At 48.1% G+C, this 25,982-nt stretch carries 27 protein-coding genes; 21 read left to right on the top strand and 6 right to left on the bottom strand.

Annotated elements, in window-relative coordinates; translation table 11 throughout:
* Positions 1-5 precede the first annotated feature (5 nt).
* Positions 6-764 carry a BsuPI-related putative proteinase inhibitor gene (locus LCM00_RS08290; RefSeq protein ID WP_224900062.1) on the top strand — a complete coding sequence of 253 codons (759 nt, stop codon included), beginning with the start codon at positions 6-8 and terminating at the stop codon, positions 762-764.
* A gap of 39 nt (positions 765-803) precedes the next feature.
* Here LCM00_RS08290 and LCM00_RS08295 read toward each other — a convergent pair whose 3' ends face one another.
* From LCM00_RS08295 to LCM00_RS08305, 3 genes are all read right to left on the bottom strand, one after another.
* The gene (locus LCM00_RS08295; RefSeq protein ID WP_224900065.1) at positions 804-995 is read right to left on the bottom strand and encodes a DUF3813 domain-containing protein; all 192 of its coding nucleotides are present in this window, start codon (positions 993-995) and stop codon (positions 804-806) included.
* 2 nt (positions 996-997) lie between these two features.
* Positions 998-1,150 (bottom strand): hypothetical protein, encoded by a 153-nt coding sequence (locus tag LCM00_RS08300; protein WP_009794059.1) that lies wholly within the window; start codon positions 1,148-1,150, stop codon positions 998-1,000.
* A 129-nt stretch (positions 1,151-1,279) separates the two neighbouring features.
* Positions 1,280-2,101 carry a Cof-type HAD-IIB family hydrolase gene (locus LCM00_RS08305; RefSeq protein WP_224900068.1) on the bottom strand — a complete coding sequence of 274 codons (822 nt, stop codon included), beginning with the start codon at positions 2,099-2,101 and terminating at the stop codon, positions 1,280-1,282.
* A 272-nt stretch (positions 2,102-2,373) separates the two neighbouring features.
* Between LCM00_RS08305 and LCM00_RS08310 the strand changes: the two genes are divergently transcribed.
* From LCM00_RS08310 to argF, 12 genes are all read left to right on the top strand, one after another.
* Entirely contained in the window at positions 2,374-3,168 is a 795-nt protein-coding gene (locus LCM00_RS08310; RefSeq protein WP_224900070.1) for a prolyl oligopeptidase family serine peptidase, read from the top strand.
* Between the two features lie 70 nt (positions 3,169-3,238).
* Positions 3,239-3,547, top strand: a complete 309-nt coding sequence (locus LCM00_RS08315) for a metal-sulfur cluster assembly factor (RefSeq protein WP_148975789.1) — start codon at positions 3,239-3,241, stop codon at positions 3,545-3,547.
* Between the two features lies 1 nt (position 3,548).
* The gene (locus LCM00_RS08320; RefSeq protein WP_224900072.1) at positions 3,549-3,887 is read left to right on the top strand and encodes a DsrE family protein; all 339 of its coding nucleotides are present in this window, start codon (positions 3,549-3,551) and stop codon (positions 3,885-3,887) included.
* Between the two features lie 79 nt (positions 3,888-3,966).
* Positions 3,967-5,232, top strand: coding sequence for a molybdopterin molybdotransferase MoeA (locus LCM00_RS08325; protein ID WP_224900075.1), 1,266 nt, complete (start codon positions 3,967-3,969; stop codon positions 5,230-5,232).
* Complete coding sequence (gene mobB / locus LCM00_RS08330) at positions 5,226-5,741, top strand: molybdopterin-guanine dinucleotide biosynthesis protein B (protein WP_224900078.1); 516 nt, start codon at positions 5,226-5,228, stop codon at positions 5,739-5,741. The genes LCM00_RS08325 and mobB overlap by 7 nt, the downstream gene beginning before the upstream one ends.
* A gap of 205 nt (positions 5,742-5,946) precedes the next feature.
* Positions 5,947-6,978, top strand: a complete 1,032-nt coding sequence (argC, locus tag LCM00_RS08335; protein ID WP_224900080.1) for an N-acetyl-gamma-glutamyl-phosphate reductase — start codon at positions 5,947-5,949, stop codon at positions 6,976-6,978.
* Between the two features lie 107 nt (positions 6,979-7,085).
* Positions 7,086-8,318, top strand: coding sequence for a bifunctional ornithine acetyltransferase/N-acetylglutamate synthase (argJ, locus tag LCM00_RS08340; RefSeq protein WP_318247600.1), 1,233 nt, complete (start codon positions 7,086-7,088; stop codon positions 8,316-8,318).
* Positions 8,319-8,328: 10 nt separating this feature from the next.
* Positions 8,329-9,099 (top strand): acetylglutamate kinase, encoded by a 771-nt coding sequence (argB, locus tag LCM00_RS08345; protein ID WP_224900082.1) that lies wholly within the window; start codon positions 8,329-8,331, stop codon positions 9,097-9,099.
* On the top strand, positions 9,096-10,253 hold the full coding sequence (locus LCM00_RS08350) for an acetylornithine transaminase (protein WP_224900084.1): 1,158 nt from the start codon (positions 9,096-9,098) through the stop codon (positions 10,251-10,253). The genes argB and LCM00_RS08350 overlap by 4 nt, the downstream gene beginning before the upstream one ends.
* Positions 10,254-10,355: 102 nt before the next feature.
* Complete coding sequence (locus LCM00_RS08355) at positions 10,356-11,435, top strand: carbamoyl phosphate synthase small subunit (RefSeq protein WP_224900086.1); 1,080 nt, start codon at positions 10,356-10,358, stop codon at positions 11,433-11,435.
* Positions 11,428-14,541 carry a carbamoyl phosphate synthase large subunit gene (locus tag LCM00_RS08360; RefSeq protein WP_224900088.1) on the top strand — a complete coding sequence of 1,038 codons (3,114 nt, stop codon included), beginning with the start codon at positions 11,428-11,430 and terminating at the stop codon, positions 14,539-14,541. The genes LCM00_RS08355 and LCM00_RS08360 overlap by 8 nt, the downstream gene beginning before the upstream one ends.
* A complete protein-coding gene (argF, locus tag LCM00_RS08365; RefSeq protein ID WP_224900090.1) occupies positions 14,538-15,494 on the top strand; it encodes an ornithine carbamoyltransferase in 957 nt (318 codons plus the stop codon). Before LCM00_RS08360 ends, argF begins: the two co-directional genes overlap by 4 nt.
* A 76-nt stretch (positions 15,495-15,570) precedes the next feature.
* Here the strand turns inward: argF and LCM00_RS08370 are convergent, their stop codons facing one another.
* Complete coding sequence (locus LCM00_RS08370; RefSeq protein WP_224900093.1) at positions 15,571-16,383, bottom strand: undecaprenyl-diphosphate phosphatase; 813 nt, start codon at positions 16,381-16,383, stop codon at positions 15,571-15,573.
* A gap of 158 nt (positions 16,384-16,541) precedes the next feature.
* Here LCM00_RS08370 and LCM00_RS08375 point away from each other — a divergent pair, with 158 nt between their 5' ends.
* Together LCM00_RS08375 and clpB are read left to right on the top strand one after the other, a co-directional pair.
* Complete coding sequence (locus tag LCM00_RS08375; protein ID WP_009794074.1) at positions 16,542-16,721, top strand: YjzC family protein; 180 nt, start codon at positions 16,542-16,544, stop codon at positions 16,719-16,721.
* 181 nt (positions 16,722-16,902) lie between these two features.
* A complete protein-coding gene (clpB, locus tag LCM00_RS08380; protein WP_224900096.1) occupies positions 16,903-19,503 on the top strand; it encodes an ATP-dependent chaperone ClpB in 2,601 nt (866 codons plus the stop codon).
* 62 nt (positions 19,504-19,565) lie between these two features.
* On the opposite strand, the gene LCM00_RS08385 is transcribed toward clpB, so the two are convergent.
* Complete coding sequence (locus tag LCM00_RS08385; RefSeq protein WP_224900099.1) at positions 19,566-19,757, bottom strand: YjzD family protein; 192 nt, start codon at positions 19,755-19,757, stop codon at positions 19,566-19,568.
* 192 nt (positions 19,758-19,949) lie between these two features.
* On the opposite strand from LCM00_RS08385, the gene LCM00_RS08390 reads away from it, so the two are divergent.
* The 4 genes from LCM00_RS08390 to LCM00_RS08405 all read left to right on the top strand — a co-directional run bounded on the left by LCM00_RS08390 (position 19,950) and on the right by LCM00_RS08405 (position 23,011).
* Positions 19,950-20,687 carry a lipase family protein gene (locus LCM00_RS08390; protein ID WP_224900102.1) on the top strand — a complete coding sequence of 246 codons (738 nt, stop codon included), beginning with the start codon at positions 19,950-19,952 and terminating at the stop codon, positions 20,685-20,687.
* Between the two features lie 127 nt (positions 20,688-20,814).
* Positions 20,815-21,573 carry a Rossmann-fold NAD(P)-binding domain-containing protein gene (locus LCM00_RS08395; RefSeq protein ID WP_224900107.1) on the top strand — a complete coding sequence of 253 codons (759 nt, stop codon included), beginning with the start codon at positions 20,815-20,817 and terminating at the stop codon, positions 21,571-21,573.
* Positions 21,574-21,835: 262 nt separating this feature from the next.
* On the top strand, positions 21,836-22,798 hold the full coding sequence (locus LCM00_RS08400) for a BMP family ABC transporter substrate-binding protein (RefSeq protein ID WP_224900110.1): 963 nt from the start codon (positions 21,836-21,838) through the stop codon (positions 22,796-22,798).
* A 21-nt stretch (positions 22,799-22,819) separates the two neighbouring features.
* Positions 22,820-23,011 (top strand): ComZ family protein, encoded by a 192-nt coding sequence (locus tag LCM00_RS08405; RefSeq protein WP_009794082.1) that lies wholly within the window; start codon positions 22,820-22,822, stop codon positions 23,009-23,011.
* Between the two features lie 105 nt (positions 23,012-23,116).
* Here the strand turns inward: LCM00_RS08405 and LCM00_RS08410 are convergent, their stop codons facing one another.
* Positions 23,117-23,470, bottom strand: coding sequence for a hypothetical protein (locus LCM00_RS08410; RefSeq protein ID WP_224900112.1), 354 nt, complete (start codon positions 23,468-23,470; stop codon positions 23,117-23,119).
* A 225-nt stretch (positions 23,471-23,695) separates the two neighbouring features.
* Here LCM00_RS08410 and LCM00_RS08415 point away from each other — a divergent pair, with 225 nt between their 5' ends.
* Entirely contained in the window at positions 23,696-24,634 is a 939-nt protein-coding gene (locus LCM00_RS08415; protein ID WP_224900115.1) for a beta-ketoacyl-ACP synthase III, read from the top strand.
* 80 nt (positions 24,635-24,714) lie between these two features.
* On the top strand, positions 24,715-25,956 hold the full coding sequence (gene fabF, locus LCM00_RS08420) for a beta-ketoacyl-ACP synthase II (protein WP_224900603.1): 1,242 nt from the start codon (positions 24,715-24,717) through the stop codon (positions 25,954-25,956).
* Positions 25,957-25,982 lie beyond the last annotated feature (26 nt).

Consider the following 25,982-nt stretch of genomic DNA (forward strand, 5'->3'; position numbering starts at 1 on the left):
TTGGCATGTTAAGGATTGCAGCAGTCTTGTTCATGATTCTTGCTTCACTTCCGATGTATGGATCTGGCGCCAATGCGGAAGGCGGCCCTGAAGTTTCGTTAAGCCTCAATGCCGGTCAGGAATCGGCTGAAATCAAAGTGAGGCTTACCAACAGCTCTGATCAGACACAGACCTTTGAGTTTCCAACCTCACAAAGATATGATCTGATCATCCGCGATAAGGACGGGGAAGCTGTTTATGATGCTGCGGCAGGAAAGTCTTTTCTGCAGGCCATACAGTACCTGAAGCTGGATCCTGGGGAATATGTCTCCTGGACGGACTCCTGGGACTATGAGACTGCAGCTGGAAGGGTCGAGGAAGGAGCCTATTCAGCAGAGGTGTCCATCCCGATCAAACGGAAAGGTGAGACCCATGCAGAAGTGGTGCTGAGGGAAAAAGCCGTGCTTGATGTCCCGGGGGAGAACCCTGCCTTCAGAAAAGTGGAGATAAGCGGGGAGGACGGTAATTACGAGGTGAAAGGAGAAGCAAGGGCCGAAACAGGGAAGTTTTACTTTACAGCCGAAGACGGACATCAGGTGCTTGCAGGGGAGACAGCCGGCCCTTCTGATTCAAAATATCCTGAGTGGTCGCCTTTCCACCTGAAAATAAACATACCGGAAAAATCCTTGCCCGAGAACGGAACAGTCATCCTCAGCCTGTACGAAAAGGATAAGAAGGACAGAATCATCCATGTCTACGCCGCCGCACTGGAAAATTTCCGGTAAAAAAAGAGCATGCCCGTACTGCGGGCATGCTCTTATCTGTCAGCGGCCAGCAAGCTGGTCAAGCTGGCCCTGCAGCTCGCGAAGCTGCTCCTGTTCAGCCCTTGTGGAGTTCGAATAGGCTGAGTGGAGTGCGTTTTTAGCCTTCGCAATCGTCTGCTGCTGTTCAGATGGCCCTGCTTGTGAAGCCATCTCGACTAATCTCTGCGCTTCCTGAAAAAGCCTGTTGCCCATCGCTAAATTCCTCCAAGAGAAGATTCCTGTACATTCGCCATCTTCCTCGCTTCAGCTTCAGCATATGTGGTGTGATAAGGTATGCGGGAATCATGCTTGCTTACAGTATCTGCACCTTGCTGTACAAAGCGTTTCGATTTGTTGCGTTTGCCCATTCGGATCCCCTCCTAAGGAAATATGAAACAGCTCTGCTGCCTCTCTGTTATTATGCACCAGGGCAGGTCTAATTAAAGGAGGGAACAAGAGGAAAAGCCCTGCCGGCAAGCGGCAGGGCTCAGGTTAGGTTACTTCATTGCGTTCAGACCCAGCAGGTCATTCAGATAAACGCCGATTCCATCCTGCTCGTTTGTCAGCGTCATTTCATTTGCGACATTTTTCACTACATCGATGGCATTGCCCATGGCAATTCCGCGTCCGGCATATTCCAGCATCTCCAGGTCATTATCTTCGTCCCCGAAAGCAATGATTCTTTCAGGCGGGATCTGGAAATAATCGGAGGCTTTCTTCAGCCCGACCGCTTTGTTCAAGCCCGATTTTACAATCTCGATGACATGCCATGGAGCAGCCCACCGCCTGTGGTCGATAACCTCGGCATGGACCTCGGATAAATGGTTCCGAATGGTTTTGACTTGTTCCTCATCGGTATGGATCAGCATACTGGTCGGCGAATCTGTGAGAAATCTCCTTAAATCTCCAGTGGTTATATCAGGGTCTCCCATTCCAAAAACGTCGAGCAGCTTTTCATCGTGATAGTGGAAGTATACCTCATCAATCACTTCTGCAATGATATTGTGAAATGAAAAGCCGCTGCAGGCTTCCACAATTTCCTTTGCCACTTTTATATCCATTGGTGTATGGTATACGCCCCAGTTCCTGTCCTTAGGATGGTGGATAAAGGCGCCGTTAAAGTTAACAATAGGAGTATCCAGCCCCATTTCATGATAATACATCTGGCTCGATCTGAAAGGCCTTCCGGTAGCGATCATGACAACATGCCCAGCCTCCCGGGCTTTTTGGATCACATGCTTTGTTTTTGCGGAAATGGTTTTATCGTCTTTTAATAAGGTTCCATCTAAGTCCAATGCAATTAAATGTTTTTCTGCCATAAAGTCTCCTTCTTATTTCTGTATTAGGATAATCTCAGTGTAAAGCTTTAGGTAAATAAATGTCAGCATGCTACACTAAAGATATAGAAAGAATTTACATAAGGAAAATCAGGGGAGCTGTTTATTCCGGAAAGTCCGGGAGTCTGCCCGGCCCAGCCGTTTCCTGTATGTGTATTTACCACTATCGTAACAATTTAATATTTATTTTGTAAAAAAAATCGCTTTTTTAAAGAAAAATATGATCATTTTTATGTGAACGCGGGGGGAACACCATGATTATTATTGAAAATAGAAAAGTGGAAGGCATTCCTGTACTGCATCTTGCAGACAAAGAGAAGTTCAATGAGCAGCTGCCATTCATTGTATTTGTACATGGTTTTACAAGTGCGAAAGAGCATAATCTCCATTATGCCTATCTGCTCGCCGAGAAAGGTTTTCGTGTTGTCCTGCCAGAGGCCCTCTATCATGGGGAAAGAAGCACAGGCCTGTCCGGAAATGATCTGAACGTGAAATTCTGGGAAATTGTTCTCACTGAGATAGAAGAACTGAATGTAATCAAAAATGCGTTTGCATCAGAGGGCCTGATTGATGAAGAAAAAATAGGGCTTGCCGGAACCTCGATGGGCGGTATTGTAACCATGGGTGCCCTGACACGCTATGATTGGATTAAAACGGCAGTAAGCTTGATGGGGATGCCTTATTACGAGAAGTTTGCCCTCTGGCAGATCGATGAGCTGAAGAAGCACGGAATCGATCTTCCTTTTAAAGAAGAGGAACTGGCCGGGCTGCTTCAAAAACTGAAAGAGCTGGATATCAGCCAGCAGCCTGAAAAGCTTGCAGGGAGGCCAATATTGTTCTGGCACGGAAAGAAAGACCAGGTTGTCCCTTATCACTATACTTATCATTTTTATGAATCGATTAGAACAAACTATGAAGAGATGCCCGAAAAACTTGTCTTTTTGACGGATGAGAATGCAGGGCATAAGGTATCAAGAGAAGGACTGCTTAAAACGGTTGAGTGGTTTGAAACATATTTAGGCGATGGACCGTCCGGCTTGGAGTCATAATTTTTTTCAAGAGCGCGGCTTTTTGTTATCATAGAATCAGCATAATAATAACTGCTAAGGAGTGATTAGCATGGATCAGGAATTAAAAGACAGCATCATGGGTGCCCTTGAGCTTGTGGTCGACCCTGAACTTGGTGTAGATATAGTCAATCTGGGACTGGTATATGATGTGAAAATGGAAGAAGAAGGAACGGCTGTAGTCGATATGACGCTTACTTCCATGGGCTGCCCGCTTGCCGGAACGATTGTGGACCAGGTAAAGGCTGCTCTTTCAGATATACCTGAAGTGAAAAATACAGAAGTGAACATTGTGTGGAGCCCGCCATGGACAAAGGATAAAATGTCCCGCTACGCTAAGATAGCCCTGGGCGTACAATAAGATGAAAAACAAGGTTATACTGGTCAGCTCCGATCAGCTGGGCAAGGGAGATGCAGAGCTTGGCTCAGGTGTTCTTGAAACCTTCTTTACCGTATTGAAGCAGCAGAAGGAGCTTCCTGCCGCAGTCTTTTTCATGAATAGCGGCGTATATGCCCTGACAGGGGAATCATTTGTTTCGGTTCATGCAAAAGAGCTGGAGGAAAAAGGAGTCGGCATCTTTGCATGCAATACATGCGTGGATCACTATGGTGTCGGGGACAAGCTGTATGCCGGCAAAATCAGCGGCATGGCCCATTTTGTCGAGCTTGCCGCCGGTCATGAGGTTCTGACAATTTCTTAAATAGACAGCGGAGAAAACAGCAGGATATCCTGCTGTTTTTTAGCACTTTCAAAAATGGATACATAAGGAGTGGAAAGGCATGGTCGAAAGGAGAAAGCCTATCCCGGTAAGGGAGGCAATCGATAAGATCCTGCAGATGGATTTTACCGGGGAAACTGAATGGGTCCCAATCAATGAAAGTTATGGGCGCTATCTTGCTGAAGATTTAAAGGCAGCCAATGATGTACCCCATTTTGATCGTTCCCCGTATGACGGATTTGCAGTCAGGGCTGTGGATACAGAAGGTGCCTCAAGCAGCAGTCCCGTGGAATTCGAGGTTGTGGACCATATAGGGGCAGGCTATGTGGCGAAGGTGCAGGTGGGAGCATACCAGGCTGCAAGAATCATGACCGGCGCCCAAATGCCCGCAGAATGCGATGCAGTCGTTATGCTGGAGCTTGCCAGGACAGAGGAGCGGGACGGAAAAAATTATATGAGCATCAAAAGATCCTTTAAGGCAGGCGATAATGTTTCTTTTCGGGGGGAGGATGCCAAAGAAGGGGATACCCTGCTCAGAAAAGGGAAAAAAATCAATCCAGGTGTGATCGCCATGCTTGCCACCTTTGGCTACAGCTCAGTACCTGTTGCCAAAAAGCCTGCCATCGGGCTCTTTGCAACGGGCACCGAGCTGCTTGATGTGGGTGAGGCGCTTGAACCGGGCCGGATCAGAAACAGCAATTCCCATATGGTGATGGCGCAGATTGAACGCTCGGGCGCCGCCTGCGAATACCATGGGAAGCTGCCGGACGATTTTGATACCTGCTTTACAGCCATAGAGGCGGCACTTGAAAAAACCGATATCCTGGTCACTACGGGTGGTGTGTCGGTAGGGGATTATGACTATTTGCCGGCGATATACAAAAAGCTTGGAGCTGAAGTGCTTTTTAACAAGGTGGCTATGCGCCCTGGAAGTGTCACAACCGCAGCCCGCCTTGGGGGGAAGCTGTTATTCGGGCTGTCAGGCAATCCGTCCGCCTGCTATGTGGGCTTCGAGCTGTTCGTGAGGCCGGTGATCCGGGGAATGCTGTATACAGATAACATTCATCTGCGGATGGTGCAGGCTGCTCTTGGGGAAGACTTCCCGAAGCCGAATCCATTCACAAGGTTTGTGCGGAGCAGGCTGGAATACGAAAATGGCAGGCTCATCTCAGTGCCAAGCGGAGTGGATAAATCAAATATTGTCATGAGCCTGGCGGGAGCAGATGCTCTTATGGTGCTTCCCGGCGGTACTAGAGGCTATCAAAAGGGCGATGAAGCAGATGTGCTGCTGCTCGAGGATGACCAGGGAAGCAGCCAGCCATGGTAGAGCCTGTCATTTTTCAGATTGTGGGCTTCAAGAACAGCGGGAAGACAACGCTTGTCCAGTCGGTGATCAGAGAGCTCCAAAAGCAAGGGTATGCAGCCGTAACGATTAAACACCATGGACATGGGGGGAAACCGGATGTACTTGAGGATAAAGATACATCTTTGCATATGAGAGCCGGTGCGCTGGCCAGCCTTGCAGAAGGGGAAGGCAGCATCCTGATTCAGGCTGACAATCTGGATTGGCCGCTGGAGCGGCTTATTCAGCTGATGGCTGCTTTCGGGCCGGATATCATCCTTATTGAGGGATATAAAAAAGAGTGCTATCCGAAAGCTGTAATCGCCCGGAACCTGGAAGAGGCGGAAAGTTTGTCCCGTCTGGACAATGTCCATGCTGCCATAACCCCCCTCCTGCCTGAAGAGGCTCATCCCTATTTTGGGAAGAAGCCTGTTTGGCCATCTTCTGAGGCAGCAGAGAAATTGGCTGCTTACATTATCAGTCTTTCTCAATAGATTTGTTGAACAGCCATCCTGCGGGGTGGCTTTTTTTTTATCAAATACTAGGATAGTATGCATGTTCATTCAAGAGATTGAATATTTAAATAAAAATTAACATGTTTATGGTTGATTTTGTTCTGCTAAGTTTCTATAATAAGAGAAACATTATACATATTTATTAATACATTTGATTAAATATACAAAAGGGAAGGGGGATCCCATGAAGGCATCCATTATCGGTACAACAGGATACGGCGGTGCAGAGCTTCTCCGCATTTTACAGCACCATCCTTACTTCCAGATTCAATCCATACATTCTACCAGGGGGGAAGCGCCTGTTTCCGATGAATATCCGCATCTGCTTGAGATAAACAGGCAAACTTTAGAGGGAATTGATATAGAGAAGATCTCAGAGCAATCTGACGTGGTCTTCCTGGCTGCTCCTTCAGGTGCATCAGGCAAGCTTGCCGGACAGTTTGCAGGAAGGGATATTAAAGTCATCGATCTGTCCGGGGATTTAAGGCTGCCGGAGGATCAGTATATAAACTGGTACAAGAAAGATCCAGCAGATGTTTCTGTGATTGAAGAATCTGTATACGGCCTGAGTGAGTGGAACAGAGAGAAGATCGGGGGGGCAGATATCATCGCCAATCCCGGATGCTATCCGACAGCAGCCTTGCTGGGCCTTGCCCCGGCACTTTTAGGAGGGCTCATAAAGCCCTATGGCATCATTATCGATGCAAAGTCAGGCATCTCGGGTGCCGGCCGCTCGCCTTCAAAAGGGACCATGTTTGCGGAAATGAGCGAAAACTTCAAAATTTATAAAGTGAATGAGCATCAGCATACACCAGAAATTGAACAGCAGCTCAAGCTGTGGAATAAAGATACATCCCCAATCACTTTCAGTACCCACTTGATTCCGGCAGTACGGGGAATCATGGCAACCATGTATGGTGAACTGGAGGAAGGCATTACAGCAGAAGCAGCAGCAAGCGCATACCGGGAAGCTTATGAAGCTGCTCCGTTTGTAAGGGTAAGAGCACCCGGAAATTTCCCTGCTACCAAGGAGGTATCAGGCAGCAATTATTGTGATATCGGACTGAGCGCAGATAAGCGGACAGGAAGGCTGACCATAGTAGCAGTCATTGATAACCTGATGAAAGGGGCTGCCGGCCAGGCTGTCCAGAATGCCAATCTGATGTTCGGTTTTCCTGAAAAGGCGGGGCTTGATTTCATACCAATATTTCCATAAATGCAGGCTGTCCTGCTCAAACTTATCGATTTTAGCATGATGCACTGTTCAGGTACTGGTGCCAGCAGCACAGTGTTATTCAAAAGAAAATTCCAAGGAGGCAAATCATGCAAGCATTGTCACAAGAAAGTGCTGTGAGGGAGATTCCGGATGGCAGCATTATCAGTCCAAAGGGTTATAAAGCTGCAGGTGTTCACGCAGGCCTCAGATACAGCAAAAAGGATGTTGGTGCTATAACCAGCACAGTCCCGGCAAGCAGTGCAGCTGTTTATACAACAAGCCTTTTCCAGGCAGCCCCTTTGAAGGTAACCCAGGAAAGCCTGGCAGCAGGAGGGATGCTGCAGGCGGTGATTGTGAACAGTGCCTGTGCTAATGCCTGTACCGGGCAGCAGGGATATAAAGATGCGCTTGAAATGAGGAAGCTGGCAGCAGGGAAATTCGGACTGGAGGAATGTTCGGTCGCGGTTGCTTCCACTGGCGTGATTGGCGAGTATCTGCAAATGGAGAAGATCCAGGCAGGAATAGCGGGGCTTGAGCCAGGAAATGGATCAGAGAGTGCAGAGGACTTCCAGACCGCCATATTAACGACCGATACAGTCATGAAAAACTGTGCCTATGAAGCAGAAATTGGCGGTGTTCCGATCCGGATGGGCGGAGCAGCCAAAGGCTCAGGCATGATTCATCCTAATATGGCCACAATGCTTGGATTTGTCACAACCGATGCCTGCATCTCACCTTCAGTCCTGCAGAAGGCATTGAAGGAGGTCACGGACAGTACCTTTAACCAGATCACGGTTGATGGTGATACCTCTACAAATGATATGGTCCTCGTTATGGCCAACGGACTTGCCGGGAATGAGCCTCTGTCTCCGGAGCATCCTGAATGGGATGTGTTCCTTGGCCTCCTGGGGTCCTGCTGTGAGAGTCTGGCAAAGCAGATCGCAAAGGACGGCGAAGGGGCGACCAAGCTGATCGAGGCGGAAGTTGCCGGTGCTGTTTCTGACCAGGAGGGGGCCGCAGCAGCAAAGCAGATCGTAGGATCTAATCTTGTTAAGACTGCTGTATATGGAGCAGATGCAAACTGGGGCAGAATCATCGGGGCCCTCGGGCAGAGCAATATCAGCCTGGATCCTGAAAATGTGGATATCTGGATCGGCCCGATATGCATGCTGAGAAACAGTGAGCCGCAAGCATTTTCGGAGGAAGAGGCAAATGCCTATCTCCAGCAGGAAACTATAAAGATTTCGGTCGACCTTCATCATGGAAAAGGCCAAGGAAAAGCGTGGGGCTGTGATCTTTCCTATGATTACGTCAAAATCAATGCGAGCTATCGCACTTAAGGGGGCAAGGATGAGTTTAATTGTCATTAAATGCGGAGGCAGTATCTTAGACAGGCTGACAAGCGATTTTTTTGACAGCCTTAAGAATCTGAGTGTCCAGGGTTATCAGTTGATTTTTGTGCATGGAGGCGGTCCGGAGATTAATGATATGCTGAGGCTTAAAAGCATAGAGTCCCAATTTGTCCAGGGGCTGAGAAAAACGGATGAAAGAACCCTTGAAACTGCTGAAATGGTCCTTTCCGGACAATCCAACAGGAAATTGGCGGCCCTGCTTCAGGAGAATGGGTTCAATGCCCTTGGTGTGAATGGGCCGGACGGTATCCTCCACGGCGATTTCGTTGATAAGGATAAGCTGGGCTATGTCGGCAGAATTGATCATGTTTCGAGGGAATTGCTGCAGCTTCTACTGGAAAACGGGTACCTTCCAGTTCTCACCCCTTTGGCTAAAACAAAGGATGGCCAGAAGCTGAATGTCAATGCAGACTATGCAGCTGCTGCAGTTGCCCTTGCACTGAATGCGGACCAATGCCTGTTTGTAACCGATGTTGAAGGCATTAAAGCAGAGGGGGCTTTGATAGACAGGCTGGAAGATGAAAAGGCAGCAGCCTATATTCAGGATGGAACAATTTCAGGCGGCATGATCCCCAAGGTGGAATCAGCCCTTGCAGCCATCCGGCAGGGTGTGAAAAGCGTCCGGATCATTTCAGGTGTGAAGCCATTTTATACAGGGGGTGCCTGGAGCGGAACACAAATCAATTGCAAAGAGAGGACAATGGCATGAGTAATCTGTTTCCTGTATACCAGCGCTGGGAAATACAGCCGGCAGAAGCAAACGGGTCCACTATTATCGACAAAAACGGAAAAGAATATCTGGATTTCACGTCAGGGATCGGCGTATGCAATCTTGGGCATCGTCCCAAGGCGGTAGAAGCAGCTGTCAAGGAACAGCTCGGAAACTTCTGGCATGTTTCCAATCTGTTCGAACAATCAGGCCAGGAGAAAGCAGCCTCTCTGTTATGTGAATATGCCGGGATGGATAGGGCGTATTTTGCCAACAGCGGGGCCGAGGCAAATGAAGCAGCCATCAAGCTGGCTCGGAAGGCAACCGGGAAAACGAAAATCATTACCTTTCTCAACTCCTTCCATGGCAGGACATTTGCGGCCATGTCAGCTACAGGCCAGGAGAAGGTCAAACACGGCTATGGGCCAATGCTCGAAACATTTGTGTATGTTCCGTTCAATGATATAGATGCAGTGAAAAAATCAGCAGATGGAGAAACAGCGGCCGTCATGCTTGAAATGGTGCAGGGAGAGGGCGGCATCCATATAGCAGATAAAGCGTTTGTAAGTGAGCTTGCTGCATTTTGCAAAGAAAAGGGCATCCTCCTGGTCATCGATGAAATCCAGACAGGGATTGGCAGGACGGCGAAGCCATTTGCGTATATGCACTTTGATATTCAGCCTGATATTATCACATCGGCAAAAGGACTGGGCAGCGGATTGCCGATAGGTGCCATGCTTGGAAAAGAACATTTGGCAGATTCATTCGGCCCGGGGAGCCACGGTTCTACTTTCGGCGGGAACCCGATAGCCATTGCAGCCGCTTCAGCGACTTTAGCGGCAGTCATGGATGACGGATTCGGCACTGAGCTTGAACAGCTGAGCGAAAGCTTCAAGGCTGTCCTGCTGGATAGGCTGGCCGATATTCCCGGGGTGAAGGATATCCGCATTTTCGGAATGATGGCAGGAATCGAAATGGCGGCTGAAGCAAACTCTTTCCTTCGGGAGCTGAGGGAAAAAGGTTTGATCGCCCTCCCTGCTGGAACGCATGTCATCAGGCTTCTTCCTCCTTTAACATGCACATTGGATCAGATAGAAAAAGCTGCAGGCATCATTGCAGAAACATTGCGGGCTTCCGCATCAGTCCATTCATAAGAGAAGCAAGAAAACACAGCTGAGAAAGCTGTTTTATTAGGAAATAAATGTATAAAAATTAATAAAAAATAATATTTATGCGTTAGCAGAGGTGTGTGCACAATGAAGGGCTACCTACATTTAAACAGCGGAGAAACATATGAAGGCGAGTGGGTTTCTGAATCCCCGCCAGAGCTTACAGAGGGGGAAATCGTCTTTTTCACCGGCATGACCGGCTATCAGGAGGTTTTGACAGACCCGTCCTACAAAGACCAGATTATTGTGTTCACGTATCCGCAAATAGGAAACTACGGAGTAAATGAAACAGATTTTGAAAGCAGAAAGCCGCATGCTGCAGGGGTCATTATCTATGGAACTCCGGAAGATGCGTACCATTACCAGTCCAAATACAGCCTTAAAGCATATTTGGAGAAATGGGGAATACCGCTCCTCGGCCATATCGATACAAGATCTGTTGTAAAAAAAATCAGAAATGCGGGCACCATGCCGGCAGTAATGTCACTTCAAAAAGAACAAACCTGCTGTTCGCATGAAAAAAGCACCTTAAAAGTAAGAGCAGTATCGCAAACCGGGCATCATCCTGCTGGTGCCGGTAGCATCCATATCGTTTTAATCGATTATGGGAACAAGAAATCGATTGCTGAATCGCTGCTTAAACGCGGATGCCGCATCACTATAGTGCCTTTCAATACCAGCTTTGAGGAAATTAAGGGCATGCAGCCGGATGCTATCCTGCTTTCCAATGGACCTGGTGACCCAAAGCAGCTGAAGGATATGCTGCCTGAAATCAAGAAGCTGATATTCAGCTTTCCAGTCCTGGGAATCTGCCTGGGACATCAGCTTGCAGCACTGGCACTTGGTGCAGACACTAAGAAGCTGGCGTTCGGCCATAGGGGGGCCAACCATCCGATAGCGGATGCCCGGACAGGAAGGGTTATGATGTCATCCCAGAACCATAGTTATGTTGTGGATGAGAAAAGCCTGAAGGGAACCGGCTTGAAGACAAGATTTCATAACCTGCATGACCGGTCGATTGAAGGCCTTGTCCATCAATCACTTCCGCTCAGTACAGTCCAATTCCATCCGGAAGCCCATCCCGGGCCGCAGGACGCAGAGTATATATTTGATGAGTTTATCGAAATAATCAATGCAGCACATGGGAGAGTTACAGCTTATGCCTAAAGACCAGACGATCACTTCAATATTAGTAATAGGATCAGGCCCGATTGTCATCGGCCAGGCCGCAGAGTTTGACTATGCAGGGACACAGGCCTGCATGGCACTGAAAGAGGAAGGCTATAAGGTCATACTCGTCAACAATAACCCTGCGACCATCATGACAGACCACAGTTATGCGGACACGATTTATTTCGAGCCGCTCACCGTTGATTCACTTGAAAAAATCATCATGAAAGAACGCCCGGACGGACTGCTGGCTTCGCTGGGAGGCCAGACAGGTCTGAACCTGGCAATGGCACTGAGTGAAACAGGAGTGCTGGAAAAATATAAGGTCAAAATGCTCGGCAGCCCGATTGCGAGCATAAAAAAGGGTGAGGACAGGGAGGAATTCCGCCAGCTGATGAAAGAGCTGGATGAACCTGTACCAGACAGCGAAATCGTGAGGGAAGCAGAGGAAGCAAAGCGGTTTGCCGAAGCTTCAGGCTTCCCGATCATTGTCCGCCCCGCCTATACGCTCGGCGGCTCAGGCGGCGGGATTGCCCATTCGATGGAGGAATTCATGCTTCTGGTCGAGGGAGGGCTCCTCGAAAGCCCGATTTCCCAATGCCTTGTGGAAAAAAGCATTGCAGGCTATAAAGAGATTGAGTATGAAGTGATGCGCGACAAAGATAATACATGCATCACCATCTGCAATATGGAAAACATCGACCCTGTCGGCGTCCATACCGGGGATTCTATTGTCATAGCACCTTCCCAGACGCTGACTGATGAAGAATATCAGATGCTGAGATCTGCCTCTATCAAGATCATCTCTGCACTCGGAATCATCGGAGGATGCAATATTCAATTTGCCCTTGACCCCGAAAGCAAGAGATATTATTTGATAGAAGTGAATCCGAGGGTCAGCAGATCGTCGGCCCTTGCTTCAAAAGCAACAGGATATCCAATTGCAAGGATGGCTGCCAAACTGGCTGTAGGATACAGCCTGTCCGAGCTCCTCAATCCGGTTACAGGCGATACGTATGCAAGCTTTGAACCTGCCCTGGATTATGTGGTTGTAAAATTCCCGAGATGGCCATTTGATAAGTTTACAGAAGCCGACCGCAGGCTTGGCACTCAAATGAAGGCGACTGGGGAAGTGATGGGGATTGACCGCAATATCGAAAGGGCGCTGCTGAAAGCAGTACAGTCGCTTGAAGCTGGCAATCTGGATTTGGAAAGCCCTGGGCTGGGCGGATTAACAGATGACAGCCTCGTTGCCAGGATGAAGGGCCAGACAGATGAACGGTTCTTTATAGTGATGGAGCTTCTGCGCAGGGGGCATCACATCCAGTCCATCCATGAGCTTACAAAAATCGATCTCTTTTATCTTCAATGCTTTGCCGGACTCGCCAGCCTTGAAAAGGAAATTGCATCCTGTTCACTTGAAACAGTCCGTAAAGAACAGCTGCAGGTTTTCAAGGAAAAAGGATTCAGTGATGAATATCTTGCGTCCGTATGGAAGGAAGATGCCCTGTCAGTCAGGAAGAAGCGAAAGCAATTGGGAATACTGCCTTCATACAAAATGGTGGATACCTGTGCAGCTGAATTTGAAGCACAGTCTAATTATTATTATTCAAGCTATTATGGCGAAAACGAGCAGCTGCCGGGCAAAGACAAGAAGGTGCTGATCATCGGCAGCGGACCTATCCGCATCGGACAGGGAATCGAGTTCGATTATTGCTCTGTCCACGGGGTATTTGCCTTGAAGGCAGAAGGCATTGAAACAGTGATGATCAATAATAATCCCGAAACGGTCAGCACAGATTTTGCAACAGCCGACCGCCTTTATTTTGAACCGCTCACACCGGAAGCAGTCCTCAATGTTGCTGAGTCAGAAGGCATTAAGGATGTCATTGTCCAGCTTGGGGGACAGACCGCTCTCAATCTGGCCGATAAGCTGGAGAAGGCAGGGCTCAACCTGCTTGGGACACATTCGGCGGCCATTGATGACCTGGAAGACCGCGACCTGTTCTACCGCCTCCTCGACAGGCTGGAGATTCCGCGGATAAAGGGAGAGACTGCTGCATCGGACACAGAGCTGAAGGAAGCAGCAGAAAGAATCGGCTATCCAGTACTGATCAGGCCTTCGTTTGTCATCGGCGGAAAAGGAATGCACATAATCAAGAGCAGCAGCGAGCTGTCGAGCTTCCTGGAAAAGCAGCAAATCATCTACCCTGTGCTTTGTGATCAATTTCTGCATGCTGATGAAGCAGAGCTGGATCTTGCAGCTGACGGGGACAACATACTTGTTCCAGTCATCATGGAACATATCGAAAAAACAGGGGTCCATTCCGGGGACAGCCTCTCTGTACTGCCGGCACAGTCTGTTTCCGGGACAGCTAAGAAAAAAATGTTCGAGTATGGGAAAAAAATCGTTAAGGATCTGGCCTATAAAGGTTTGATGAACATCCAGTATATCGTTGACGGAGAGGAAGTATACCTGCTTGAAGTAAACCCCAGGGCAAGCAGGACTGTGCCGGTCGTCAGCAAGGTGGCAAATGTCCCGCTTGTACAAATTGCGACAAAAATATTGCTTGGGAAATATAAACTGCCCGATTCTGAAGGGCCGCTGTACGATAATCTGCCGTTTGTCTGCGTGAAATATCCGGTATTTTCAAATTATGCCCTTAAAGGGCTTGATCCAAAAACATCACCGGAAATGAGGTCAACAGGAGAAGGTATTGCTTTGGCCCCTTCATTATATGAAGCTGTGAAGAAAGCCTTCCATAAAGAACTGAAGCCTGCAGCAGCACCTGTCATCATGACGGGAAGAGGCAAAACAGATAGTATGGAAAATCTTAATGAGACATTGGCCAATTTAGGCATAAGTCTTCAGCAGGCAGGCGAAGCCCGGGATATGGATGCAAACATCCTTGCTGTCTTCAGCAGGGGAGAAGCACAGGAAGATTTTCTGCTGAGAGAATTTGCTGTCAAGAACCGTCTCCCTGTCTTTACACAGCCGGAAACACTCTATGCCTTCCTGGAATCACTTCAGGTCAAGGAATGGGAAGTATGTCCACTGAAGGAGTGGCATAACCAATTCAATAAGGATGTGACACTTGTATGATAACCGCACAAGCAGCAGATAAAAGCCTCGATATTAAAGGAAAGGATTTCTTGACACTGGCTGATTTCTCTAAAGATACAATTCTGGGCCTTGTCCAGAAGGCCAGGAAGATGAAGAATGCCTCCCTTCTCGGCAAGGATTCCAAGTCTTTGAACGGAAAGATACTGGGAATGATTTTTGAAAAGCCATCAACAAGAACGAGGGTGTCTTTTGAGGCCGGAATGATCCAGCTGGGGGGAAGTGCCCTTTATCTGAACAGCAATGATCTGCAGATCGGGCGCGGGGAAACCGTTGCAGATACAGCAAAGGTTCTATCCCAGTATGTTGATGCGATTATGATCAGGACCTTTTCCCATGGGATGGTTGAGGAGCTTGCACTGCATGCAGATATTCCGGTCATCAACGGGCTGACGGATCTTTACCATCCCTGCCAGGCGCTGGCTGACTTGCTGACCATCCATGAAGTGAAAGGAAGGCTTGAAGGACTGAAGCTTGTTTATGCAGGTGATGGGAATAATGTGGCACACTCCCTGATGATTGCAGCAGCGAAGGTAGGCATGAATATGACGATTGCAGCACCTCCCGGATATGAGCCCCAGGAACAAGTGCTGGCGGTGGCAAAGCAGTTTGGCAAAGAAACCGGTGCGGAAATTGAAGTAGTGAATAATCCCTTTGAAGCAGCTGCCGGTGCTGACATACTTTATACTGATGTTTGGACCAGCATGGGGCAGGAACAGGAAAATGCCGAGCGCCTTGAGATATTCAGGTCTTATCAGGTAAATGGCCAGCTTGCAGCATCGGCAAAACAGGATTATACCTTCCTCCATTGCCTCCCGGCGCACAGGGGTGAGGAAGTTGCTGCCGATATAATCGATGGCAGCCATTCTGCTGTGTTCCAGCAGGCAGGGAACCGTCTCCATGCCCAGAAAGCACTGTTAGCGGAGCTTTTATAAACCAAAAACCCAGAGTCAGCGGACTCTGGGTTTTTGTGTCATAAGGATCATTTAAGGTGGTTAAGCCCTGTCTGGTTTATGCCAGAAAATAGACAATCGGCCCAACAATGAAGCAGTAGATGGCAAAATAGATAAGGTTCCCTTTAGCCATGATATTCATAAACCACTTCAGTGAAAAATATGATGCCACCAATGAAGCGATGAAGGCTATGGCGTAGGGGATGGCCAGTGATCCCAAATTAGGGTCGCCAAGCAGATCCTTAAGCCCAAGGATCATTCCTCCGGCACTGACTGGAATATACAGCAAGAAAGAAAATCTAAGCGCGGTTTCCTGCTTCATGCCAAGGCCCATCGAAGCAACAATTGTTGCCCCTGACCGGCTGATGCCGGGTATGAGAGCAACTGCCTGTGCAAGGCCGACAATGATGGCATCTTTGAGTGTGAGTTCTGCATCATTCTTACGGCCTTTCATATTGCGGATCAGCCACAAAGCAAGGCCAGTGATTACCAGGGTGATTCCCACGGTTTTGATTTGGGCGAGATGCTCATCGATGTAATCCTCAAACAGGATGCCGATGACGCCGGCAGGAATGGTGCCGATGATCAGATAAATGATAAAGCGAAAATCGGCTTCAGCCCTTTTATCCTTGGTTGTTATGTACACAAGGCCATTTTTAGCAAGCCTGATGATATCTTCCCTGTATATGATCAGAACCGCAATCAAAGAAGCGGCGTTAACAAGCAGGGCAAAGCTCATGCCTTCTATTTTTAAACCCATGAAGTGCTCGGCAATTTCCAAATGTCCGCTGGAGGAGATGGGGATAGGCTCAGTAAATCCCTGGAATAATCCTAATAGCAGATATTTGACTAATTCGAAAAAATCCTCCAAATGTTTTTCCTCCAATTTCTGTTTTTATCCTTTTTCATTTAACTATAAACCTGCTTGATGTGTAAAGCGATATCCGGCCGTGGAAATTGTTTCTTCCTTTAACACGGTTATGGATGGATATAATAATAATGATTTTGAATATAAGGAGGAGTTGCACGATGGGGCAGAACCGCCAATTCCGTCCGGGCCAGAAGGCTCCCAATAACGGGATCTATATCGAAATCGGTGAAACCGGGAGCAATGTCAATAACCCGAAGCAGCTGAAAATGAAAGCGGGAGATACATTTCCGGAAGCTTCCAATCATAACCGGATCTGGACATACCAGCGAAAGCCTTAAGAAGCGGGGGGATCATTCCCCTCGTTTTTTATATGTTCCCATTTGCTGCCCAACCTGTAAAAAGCTTGTTTTTAACGGGGGTGAAAAGGCAATAGATAAGAGGGCATCTAAATTCTTTACATAAATGTACAAAAGTCTATAATATAAATAAAGGTCAACAAAGGTCAAAGGAGGGTTTTTTATGGATCTTAACAGAATGACGGAAAGGATGCAGCAGGGTTTCCTGAATGCCCAGTCAAAGGCAGCAATCATGCATCATCAGGAAGTAGATGAAGCCCATCTGTTCCTGAGCCTGATGGAACAGGAAGACAGCCTTGTCAGCACCATCCTTGAGAGAGCCGGAACTTCTGTAAAAAGCTTCAGAAGCGGACTCGAAGACAGTCTGGCAAAGAAGCCCCAGGTATCAGGGGGAGGAGCTGAGCAAGGAAAACTTTATATAACTGCCGTCCTGCAGAGGCTTCTCGCTGATGCGGAGAAAATGATGCAGGAGCTTGAAGATCTCTATCTTTCAGCAGAGCATCTGCTGCTTGCCGCTGCGCGCGGAAAAACTCAGGCAGGCAAGCTCCTGGCCGCTGGCGGAGCTGGCTTTGAAGAATTAAATACAGCCATTATGGCTATCAGGGGGAATCAAAAAGTGACCTCGCAAAACCCGGAAGCTTCTTATGAAGCATTGAAGAAATATGGCAGAGATCTTGTTGCTGAAGTGAAGGCTGGGAAAGTGGATCCTGTAATCGGCAGGGACAGCGAAATCAGGAATGTCATCCGCATCCTTTCCAGGAAGACGAAAAATAATCCCGTCCTTATAGGGGAGCCGGGTGTCGGCAAAACTGCCATCGTAGAAGGGCTGGCCCAGCGGATTGTGCGCAGGGATGTGCCGGAGGGGCTGAAGGATAAAACGATTTTCTCGCTTGATATGAGCTCCCTTGTTGCAGGAGCAAAATTCAGGGGCGAGTTTGAAGAAAGGCTAAAAGCGGTATTGAATGAAGTGAAAAAAAGTGAGGGGAGAATTCTCCTGTTCATTGATGAACTCCATACGATTGTAGGGGCGGGGAAGACCGAAGGGGCGATGGATGCAGGGAATATGCTGAAGCCGATGCTCGCACGCGGAGAGCTGCACTGCATTGGTGCCACCACACTCAACGAGCATAGAAAATATATTGAAAAAGATCCGGCGCTTGAGCGCCGGTTCCAGCAGGTGCTCGTAAGCGAACCGGATGTTGAGGATTCCATCTCCATCCTGCGGGGGCTGAAGGAGAGATTTGAAATCCACCATGGAGTCAACATCCATGACCGTGCCCTGGTCGCTGCTGCAGCTCTTTCTGACAGATATATCACAGACCGCTTCCTCCCGGACAAAGCAATCGACCTTGTTGATGAGGCATGCGCCATGATCCGGACAGAAATCGATTCTATGCCTGCTGAGCTTGACGAAGTGTCACGCCGTGTCATGCAGCTTGAAATAGAAGAAGCGGCTCTCGAAAAAGAAAGTGATGACAGCAGCCGCGAACGCCTTGAAGCCCTGCAGAAAGAGCTGGCAGGACTGAAAGAAAAGGCATACTCCATGAAAACGAAATGGGAGCTTGAAAAAGAAGCTATTCAAAAGGTCCAGGAAAAAAGAGAGCAATTGGAAAGATACCGCCTGGATCTTCAGGAGGCTGAGAATAATTATGATCTCAACAAAGCGGCGGAATTGCGGCACGGATCTATCCCCGCCCTCGAGAAAGAGCTGAAGAAGCTGGAATCCGAGGAAGGGGAAAGGCAGGGAGAGCGTCTCCTCCGCGAAGAGGTGACAGAAGATGAAATTGCCGGCATTGTGGCCAGGTGGACCGGAATCCCTGTCACAAAGCTTGTAGAAGGTGAAAGGGAAAAGCTCCTCAAGCTTGAGGACACCCTCCATCAGCGCGTTATCGGGCAGGAGGAAGCGGTCAGCCTTGTAGCAGATGCCGTCCTCCGGGCAAGAGCCGGGATACAGGATCCTAATCGGCCAATCGGCTCCTTTATCTTCCTGGGGCCAACCGGAGTGGGGAAGACTGAGCTGGCTAAGGCGCTTGCACACTCCCTTTTTGACAATGAAGAACAGCTGATCCGGATCGATATGTCCGAATATATGGAGAAACATGCAGTTTCAAGACTAATCGGCGCACCTCCAGGGTATGTAGGATATGAGGAAGGCGGACAGCTTACAGAAGCAGTAAGGAGAAAGCCGTACTCAGTCATTCTTCTTGATGAAATCGAAAAGGCCCACCCTGAAGTTTTCAATGTTCTCCTGCAGATGCTGGATGATGGGCGTGTGACGGATTCCCAGGGCCGGACGGTTGATTTTAAGAATACAGTCATCATCATGACTTCCAATATCGGCTCTGCCTACCTGCTCGAGCAGGCCGGCGATGAAATCCCTGAGGGAACAAGGGACAGGGTCATGACGGAATTGAGAAGCCGCTTCCGCCCTGAATTCCTCAACAGAGTCGATGAATTGATCTTGTTCAAGCCCCTGTCGCTGGCAGACATTAAAGGAATTGTCGGCAAGCTGATGGCAGACCTGCAGAGGAGGCTTGAGGACCAGCATATTAAAATAAGTATAAAGGATGAAGCGAAAGAATATATTGCACAAAACGGATTCGATCCAGTGTATGGGGCGCGCCCGCTTAAACGATTCATCCAAAGGAATATCGAAACCAGGCTGGCAAAGGAAATCATTTCCGGAAGGATCCGGGATAACAGCTCTGTTGAAATAGTAATTGAAGATGGGGACATCATACTTAAGAATTCACGGAAGTCCTGATGGGCCTCAGCCAAAAAAAAGTCATCCTGCTTTGTGCAGGATGACCTGGTTTTGGCGGCTGATTAATGCAAGCCTTGTTTGCCTGCAGATTCCTCAGGGATAATGGCAGACAGAACAAGAATAAGGATAGTGGCACCTGCAGCGACGATGGCACCGGTTACAAAATCAAATGTTGAGCCAATCATGGAACTGACTACATATGTCAGCATTTCTACAAGCAGGAAAGTCCAGAAAAGAGTCCAAAAGTATTTCACTGTTTTCACCTCATTATGTAATCTTATATCATATTACCACAACCTGAAAAAATAATAAACGCCTTTTAGCCTTGGCTGTCCGGGGGCCAGGGGCTGTTCCCTCTTTTTCACCGGCGGTAGGCATATTCCCTTGCATTTAACCATGCTTTTCATACATTAATTATGATCACATATGTTAAAGGAGTTTTTATAATGGAACACCGAAACTTCAAACTTGATACCGAATGGAATATGATCCACTATCCTGAGCGGCCAAAAGGTTTCGGTATCATGATCATTGGGGATGAAAGGCATTTCGTTGACGAAAAGAGCAGCTTCTGGACGCAGAATGAAGGAAAGGCATCGATTCTCCGCCTTCTTAGGAGAGCCGGATATACAGTGTTCTATTCCAATCTGTATGGGAGGAATTGGGGCAGTGATAAGGCGGTAGAGATGGCGAGGAATTTATACGAACATATCCTGAGGACAGAAATCATCAATGAAAAAATCCACATTATCGCAGAAGGAATGGGAGCACTGGCTGCCTTGAAGCTCATGAGGGAAATGGAAGGGAAAATCCGCTCTGTCATCCTCCTGAACCCTATCCTTTCGCTCAAGGACCATCTGGAGCAGGAAAAGGAACATAAATTCTTTTATAAAAAGCTTCTTAAGGAGCTTGCCATATCACATGAGTCTGACTCGCCCCGGGCTCTGGCAGAACGAAGCATGCCGGCAGAGGAAATTATGGACCGCACGCCGATCCCGGTGAAAATCATCCATGTACTGTCAGGAGGCAGGGCATATAAACAGTCAAGCCTGCTGAATGAACTTTCTGTTAAGTGGAAGGATGAGAATGCACCCATATCGATCTGCTATATGCTCCCTGACAAAAAGCAGCAGCTTGGCAGCCAGATGGCCCAGTTTTTAAAATCATATGAAAAGATTTTATAGGAGGCCTATTTTCCAATAGGCTTCTTTTTTATAGATATCCCTGAGTAGAAGGTGCCGCCGGACCAAGAAATATTTCCAGTTTCCCGGCATAGGATACTAAAAGTAAGCGTATCAGGGAGGAAGTGCTATGAATCGGGCAATTGTTGTAGGCGCATACGAATTTTTGGGTTTCCATTTGACAATGAAGCTGCTTGACCGCGGCCTAGAAGTGACAGGGATTGTCCCCGGCTCCAGAGGGGATGACAAATATACAGCAGATAAAGAATTGCTTGTCGGACGCAATGCCAATTTTACAGTGTACAGTGCAGCAGACTGGAAGGCAAAGGGCTCCATTGAGGAACCCCATCTCATTTTCCTTTCGCTTTATGACTATCATTTCAGGGAAGAACCGGGGCTCCCTTCGTGGGAAGGGATATTCGGCCATTTAAAGGGCGCAATAGAAGAAACAGGCTCCAAGCCTGTCATCCTGATGCCCGTCCAATATGATGAAAAAAAGGAAGATGGAAGCTGCATGCCGGGAGCCCTGAAAATATATCTTCCTACGTTGTTCGGGCTCTGGCAGCCTTCTGCTTTTGCTTTTCAGCAGGCAATAGAGGGGCTGGGAAAAAAGAATAACAACAGGCTTGAGCATAAAGGGGATGCAATCCATGCAGCGGAAGCTGCCGAAGGAATTATTGAAGCAGCCGAAACAAAAGAATCCGGGGCTCTTTTGTTATGGAGCGGGGAAGAAGGACGCTGGGAAAAATGTGCCAGGCATCTTGGCATAAAGGAGCTGGCCGGCTGCACTCCCGCAATTGCTCCTGAAGCAGACAGGAAAATCATCAGAGAAGAAATACCTTATCACATTGTGCTGGATAAGCAGCGAGAATCTCTGAAAAGAGGTTAATTCTTTCAGCCGGTTATGCGGACCAGGCAGCTCCAAAGATTTCTAATGGAGGAAATTTATTTTCATTCCGCTGAATTAAGGGTAAAATGATATAAGACAAGGAAATTATGGGTCTTATGGCTCTTTTATCAGGTTCCGGAACAGCCGGAGCCTTCCTTAAATACTGAAGCTGCACTACTGCCTTTTTGCTGGCTGTTTTCCCGGCCAGCGGCACCATATAGAGAGCCTTTATCAGTGCGCTTGGAAAGGCGGTCAGATATACATGCTCCGTTTTGTGAAATTCATAAGCCCGATTCTGCTGCTCCTTCTGGTGCTGTCTTCATGCGGACAGGCTTCTCCCCGTGGAGAGCTGAAGAAAGCAGGACTGCTTGTGCCCGATACGATCAATGACCAGGTCTGGGGCACGAAGGGTTATAAAGGGATGCTTAAAATCCAATCCAAATTCGATGTAGATGTATTTTACAAAGAAGGAATGAACTCTCTTCCTGTTGTTGAGCGTGCAGTAAGGGAGTACGCACAGAAGGGTGTAAACCTTATTTTTGGACACGGAAACGAATACGCCCTGTATTTCAATGAAATTTCAGAAGAATATCCTGACATCCATTTTGTCAGCTTTAATGGCGATGCCAATAATGAAAACACCACCAGCTTGAATTTTGAAGGTTATGCTATGGGTTATTTTGCAGGGATGCTTGCGGCAGAAATGTCAGAAACCAATAAAGTCGGAGTGATGGCAGCTTTTGAATGGCAGCCTGAGGTCGAGGGCTTTTATGAAGGAGCCATCTACCAGAATCAAGATGTTGAGGTGGAAATCCGCTATGTAGGAGAATGGGATAATGAACAAAGGGCCCTGGAGCTTCTGGATGTTATGGCCAGGAACCATTCTGATGTGATTTACCCTGCCGGCGACGGCTTTAATGTGCCAGTGATCGAAAAAGTGAAAGAACTGGGTCTGTATGCGATCGGCTATATTTCCGACCAGTCAGACCTTGGGGAATCCACCGTCCTTACGAGTACGATCCAGCATGTAGATGCACTTTATGAGCTGGTGGCAGAAAGGATGAATGATGGGAAGCTTAAATCAGGGAATCTGTCATTTGATTTTGAAGATGGTGTGATTTCGCTTGGAAAATACAGTCCGGATGTTGACCCAAATTATCGGGATGAGCTAAACTCATCTATTGAAAGGTATAAAGAGACAGGCAAATTGCCTGGCCAAAGTTGAGGAAAAGGAGGAAATGCCCTTATGCAATCCAATGATAAAACGATGGAGTTTATGCAAATAGCCATGAAATATATGCCTGAAGCCCAGCAGGAGCTGGAAAAGGCAGGAATCGAGCTGTCGCTGGAGATGATCCAGCCATTTATGACACTTTTCACCAAAGTCATGAATGAAGCATACGAGCTAGGCAGGCAGGATGCCCAAAGCGGTGAATAAGAACGGATATCATTACATAAAACAAGCTGCCCTGAATCAGGCAGCTTGTTTTTTTTTGCTTCTAATTGTTGAGGAATCCCTTTCGCTTTTATCCAGCGATTCTTATTATCCTTTTTTCAGGAACTGCTGGAATAGAGGTGTCACCTTTTTAAAAAGCGGCTTCAGCTGTCCGGCTGAAGTCATAAGGGTATCAATATTGTCCATAAGCTCTCCAAGGTCTACACCGTCGAGGATTTTTTCAATCTGGCCCGGCTCCCGCGCATCTTCCCGGCCGGTTGCCGGCTTGCGCTCCGGTCCGCCCAATATCCAATCTCCCGATGGTCTCATTGATTGGCCTTGTCCTTCTGGGGCATCATTTGCCATAGACTCATCCTGCATCCTTTGCCTTGGGCCGAACATGAATCTGGAAAATCCGTCCAGCTCCGAATGCTCCTTTTCTTCCCTGCTGTCCGTGTCCATCGTGCATCCCCTTCCACTGAATATCTTTATAATAACGTATGCCCGGAAATCTCCCGTGATAGGGCAGAAGCCGGGGCGCAAGAGAAAATTTCAAGTAAAAAGGTTGCTTCTTCTTTAATATTTTTGCTAAAATTAGTACCAAGTCATAATAATTGATAATAAAATGAGTATAAATACGGCTGTTAAGCCGGCTGGCATTTAAATCGTGAGAAGGAGTGGGTTTCCATGAATGCAGGCATACTTGGAATCGGAAAGTTCGTTCCGGAAAAGATACTGACAAATTTTGATTTAGAAAAAATGGTGGACACAAACGACGAATGGATCAGAACAAGGACAGGAATAGAAGAGAGGCGGATCGCGGGTGACGATATGGACACTTCCGACTTAGCCTATAATGCTGCGGTTGCAGCCCTTGAAAATTCAGGGGTCTCTGCTGAAAGCCTTGATATGATCCTTGTGGCAACAGTCACTCCGGACCAGCCGTTCCCGACTGTTGCCTGTATGCTGCAGGAAAGGCTTGGTGCGGTCAAGGCTGCTGCTATGGACATCAGTGCTGCCTGTGCAGGTTTCATGTATGGTATGATAACTGCAAAGCAATTCATTGAAACCGGCGCATATAAGCATATCCTTGTCATAGGCGTTGAAAAGCTGTCGAAGATAACCGACTGGGAAGACCGGAATACAGCGGTTCTTTTCGGCGACGGAGCAGGAGCAGCAGTGATAGGCCCGGTTTCGGATGATAAGGGAATCCTGTCCTTCGAACTTGGGGCGGACGGCACTGGCGGAAAGCACTTGTATCAGAATGAGAATGACCATATTTATATGAACGGCCGCGAGGTATTCAAGTTCGCTGTCAGGCAAATGGGGGAAAGCAGCCTGAATGTCCTGGAAAAAGCGGGGCTGTCCAAGGAAGATGTTGATTTCCTTATCCCGCATCAGGCTAATATCAGAATCATGGAAGCAGCGCGCCAGCGCCTTGAGCTGCCGGAAGAGAAAATGTCCAAAACAGTCCATAAGTATGGAAATACATCGGCAGCCTCCATTCCGATCTCGATAGTCGATGAACTGGAAGCCGGAAAAATCAAGGATGGGGACCTACTTGTCATGGTTGGCTTCGGGGGAGGACTTACATGGGGCGCCATCGCGATGCGCTGGGGCAGATAGCAGAATGCCAGCCTGAAAGCCGGGCCGGCCGGAAGTATATGAATAAAAGTATCCTTGGCAAAGAAGGAGATGTATAAATGATGGAAAATAGAAGAGTTGTCGTGACAGGAATCGGAGCAGTTTCTCCAGTCGGTAATGATGCAGAAACTGCATGGAAGAATATAATTGAAGGAAATTCAGGTGTAGGGCCCCTGACAAGGCTGAACAGCGATGAGTACCCTGCAAAAGTTGCAGCTGAAGTCAAAGGGTTTGACCCTCATGAATTCATTGATAAAAGAGAAGCAAGGAAAATGGACCGCTTTACGCAATATGCAGTGGCATCGGCCCTGATGGCGGTAAAGGATGCCGATCTAACAATTAATGACGAGAACGCGCCAAGGATAGGCGTTTGGATCGGTTCCGGGATCGGCGGGATGGAAACATTCGAAAATCAGTTTGAAACCTTCCTTAATAGAGGATACAGAAGGGTGAGCCCTTTCTTTGTCCCAATGATGATTCCGGATATGGCAACAGGGCAGGTCTCCATTACACTCGGTGCGAAAGGCTTTAATTCCTGTACAGTCACAGCCTGTGCTACAGGGACCAATTCGATCGGCGATGCTTTCAAGGTCATCCAGAGGGGCGACGCGGACGCCATGATAACAGGGGGGGCAGAGGCGCCGATCACCCGTATGTCTGTTGCCGGCTTCTGTGCCAATACTGCTTTGTCGACTAATCCGGATCCTAAAACAGCGAGCCGCCCTTTTGATAAAAACAGAGATGGCTTTGTCATCGGCGAAGGCGCTGGAATCGTTGTCCTGGAAGAGCTTGAGCATGCCAAGGCAAGGGGCGCCAAAATATACGCAGAAATCGTCGGTTATGGCTCTACAGGAGATGCCTATCATATTACGGCTCCTGCTCCTGCCGGTGAGGGCGGAGCAAGGGCGATGAAAATGGCGATTGATGATGCCGGCCTTTCACCGCAGGATATCGACTATATCAATGCACATGGCACAAGCACTGATTATAACGACAAATTTGAAACGCTTGCCATCAAGGAAGTATTCGGTGACCATGCCTACAAACTGGCAGTCAGCTCCACCAAGTCAATGACAGGCCACCTGCTTGGGGCAGCAGGCGGGGTAGAGGCAATCTTCACGCTTCTCGCTATGAAGGATGCTATTCTCCCGCCAACCATCAATTATGAAACTCCAGACCCTGAATGTGATCTGGATTATGTGCCGAACGAATCCAGGAAGAAAGATATCAGAGCTGCAATGAGCAACTCTTTGGGCTTCGGCGGCCATAATGCCACCATCGTTTTCAAGCAGTATACAGAATAAAACAAAGACAAAAAGGCAGCACAGGC

The organism is Bacillus infantis, from assembly GCF_020171945.1.
Classification (GTDB): Bacteria; Bacillota; Bacilli; order Bacillales; family Cytobacillaceae; genus Bacillus_AB; species Bacillus_AB infantis_A.

What these genes read in the sequence shown, in the direction of transcription:
- LCM00_RS08290 (WP_224900062.1), top strand. Translation starts at nt 6, where the DNA reads ATGTTAAGGATTGCAGCAGTCTTGTTCATGATTCTTGCTTCACTTCCG.
- LCM00_RS08295 (WP_224900065.1), bottom strand. Translation starts at nt 995, where the DNA reads ATGGGCAACAGGCTTTTTCAGGAAGCGCAGAGATTAGTCGAGATGGCT.
- LCM00_RS08300 (WP_009794059.1), bottom strand. Translation starts at nt 1,150, where the DNA reads ATGGGCAAACGCAACAAATCGAAACGCTTTGTACAGCAAGGTGCAGAT.
- LCM00_RS08305 (WP_224900068.1), bottom strand. Translation starts at nt 2,101, where the DNA reads ATGGCAGAAAAACATTTAATTGCATTGGACTTAGATGGAACCTTATTA.
- LCM00_RS08310 (WP_224900070.1), top strand. Translation starts at nt 2,374, where the DNA reads ATGATTATTATTGAAAATAGAAAAGTGGAAGGCATTCCTGTACTGCAT.
- LCM00_RS08315 (WP_148975789.1), top strand. Translation starts at nt 3,239, where the DNA reads ATGGATCAGGAATTAAAAGACAGCATCATGGGTGCCCTTGAGCTTGTG.
- LCM00_RS08320 (WP_224900072.1), top strand. Translation starts at nt 3,549, where the DNA reads ATGAAAAACAAGGTTATACTGGTCAGCTCCGATCAGCTGGGCAAGGGA.
- LCM00_RS08325 (WP_224900075.1), top strand. Translation starts at nt 3,967, where the DNA reads ATGGTCGAAAGGAGAAAGCCTATCCCGGTAAGGGAGGCAATCGATAAG.
- mobB (WP_224900078.1), top strand. Translation starts at nt 5,226, where the DNA reads ATGGTAGAGCCTGTCATTTTTCAGATTGTGGGCTTCAAGAACAGCGGG.
- argC (WP_224900080.1), top strand. Translation starts at nt 5,947, where the DNA reads ATGAAGGCATCCATTATCGGTACAACAGGATACGGCGGTGCAGAGCTT.
- argJ (WP_318247600.1), top strand. Translation starts at nt 7,086, where the DNA reads ATGCAAGCATTGTCACAAGAAAGTGCTGTGAGGGAGATTCCGGATGGC.
- argB (WP_224900082.1), top strand. Translation starts at nt 8,329, where the DNA reads ATGAGTTTAATTGTCATTAAATGCGGAGGCAGTATCTTAGACAGGCTG.
- LCM00_RS08350 (WP_224900084.1), top strand. Translation starts at nt 9,096, where the DNA reads ATGAGTAATCTGTTTCCTGTATACCAGCGCTGGGAAATACAGCCGGCA.
- LCM00_RS08355 (WP_224900086.1), top strand. Translation starts at nt 10,356, where the DNA reads ATGAAGGGCTACCTACATTTAAACAGCGGAGAAACATATGAAGGCGAG.
- LCM00_RS08360 (WP_224900088.1), top strand. Translation starts at nt 11,428, where the DNA reads ATGCCTAAAGACCAGACGATCACTTCAATATTAGTAATAGGATCAGGC.
- argF (WP_224900090.1), top strand. Translation starts at nt 14,538, where the DNA reads ATGATAACCGCACAAGCAGCAGATAAAAGCCTCGATATTAAAGGAAAG.
- LCM00_RS08375 (WP_009794074.1), top strand. Translation starts at nt 16,542, where the DNA reads ATGGGGCAGAACCGCCAATTCCGTCCGGGCCAGAAGGCTCCCAATAAC.
- clpB (WP_224900096.1), top strand. Translation starts at nt 16,903, where the DNA reads ATGGATCTTAACAGAATGACGGAAAGGATGCAGCAGGGTTTCCTGAAT.
- LCM00_RS08390 (WP_224900102.1), top strand. Translation starts at nt 19,950, where the DNA reads ATGGAACACCGAAACTTCAAACTTGATACCGAATGGAATATGATCCAC.
- LCM00_RS08395 (WP_224900107.1), top strand. Translation starts at nt 20,815, where the DNA reads ATGAATCGGGCAATTGTTGTAGGCGCATACGAATTTTTGGGTTTCCAT.
- LCM00_RS08400 (WP_224900110.1), top strand. Translation starts at nt 21,836, where the DNA reads ATGCTCCGTTTTGTGAAATTCATAAGCCCGATTCTGCTGCTCCTTCTG.
- LCM00_RS08405 (WP_009794082.1), top strand. Translation starts at nt 22,820, where the DNA reads ATGCAATCCAATGATAAAACGATGGAGTTTATGCAAATAGCCATGAAA.
- LCM00_RS08410 (WP_224900112.1), bottom strand. Translation starts at nt 23,470, where the DNA reads ATGGACACGGACAGCAGGGAAGAAAAGGAGCATTCGGAGCTGGACGGA.
- LCM00_RS08415 (WP_224900115.1), top strand. Translation starts at nt 23,696, where the DNA reads ATGAATGCAGGCATACTTGGAATCGGAAAGTTCGTTCCGGAAAAGATA.
- fabF (WP_224900603.1), top strand. Translation starts at nt 24,715, where the DNA reads ATGGAAAATAGAAGAGTTGTCGTGACAGGAATCGGAGCAGTTTCTCCA.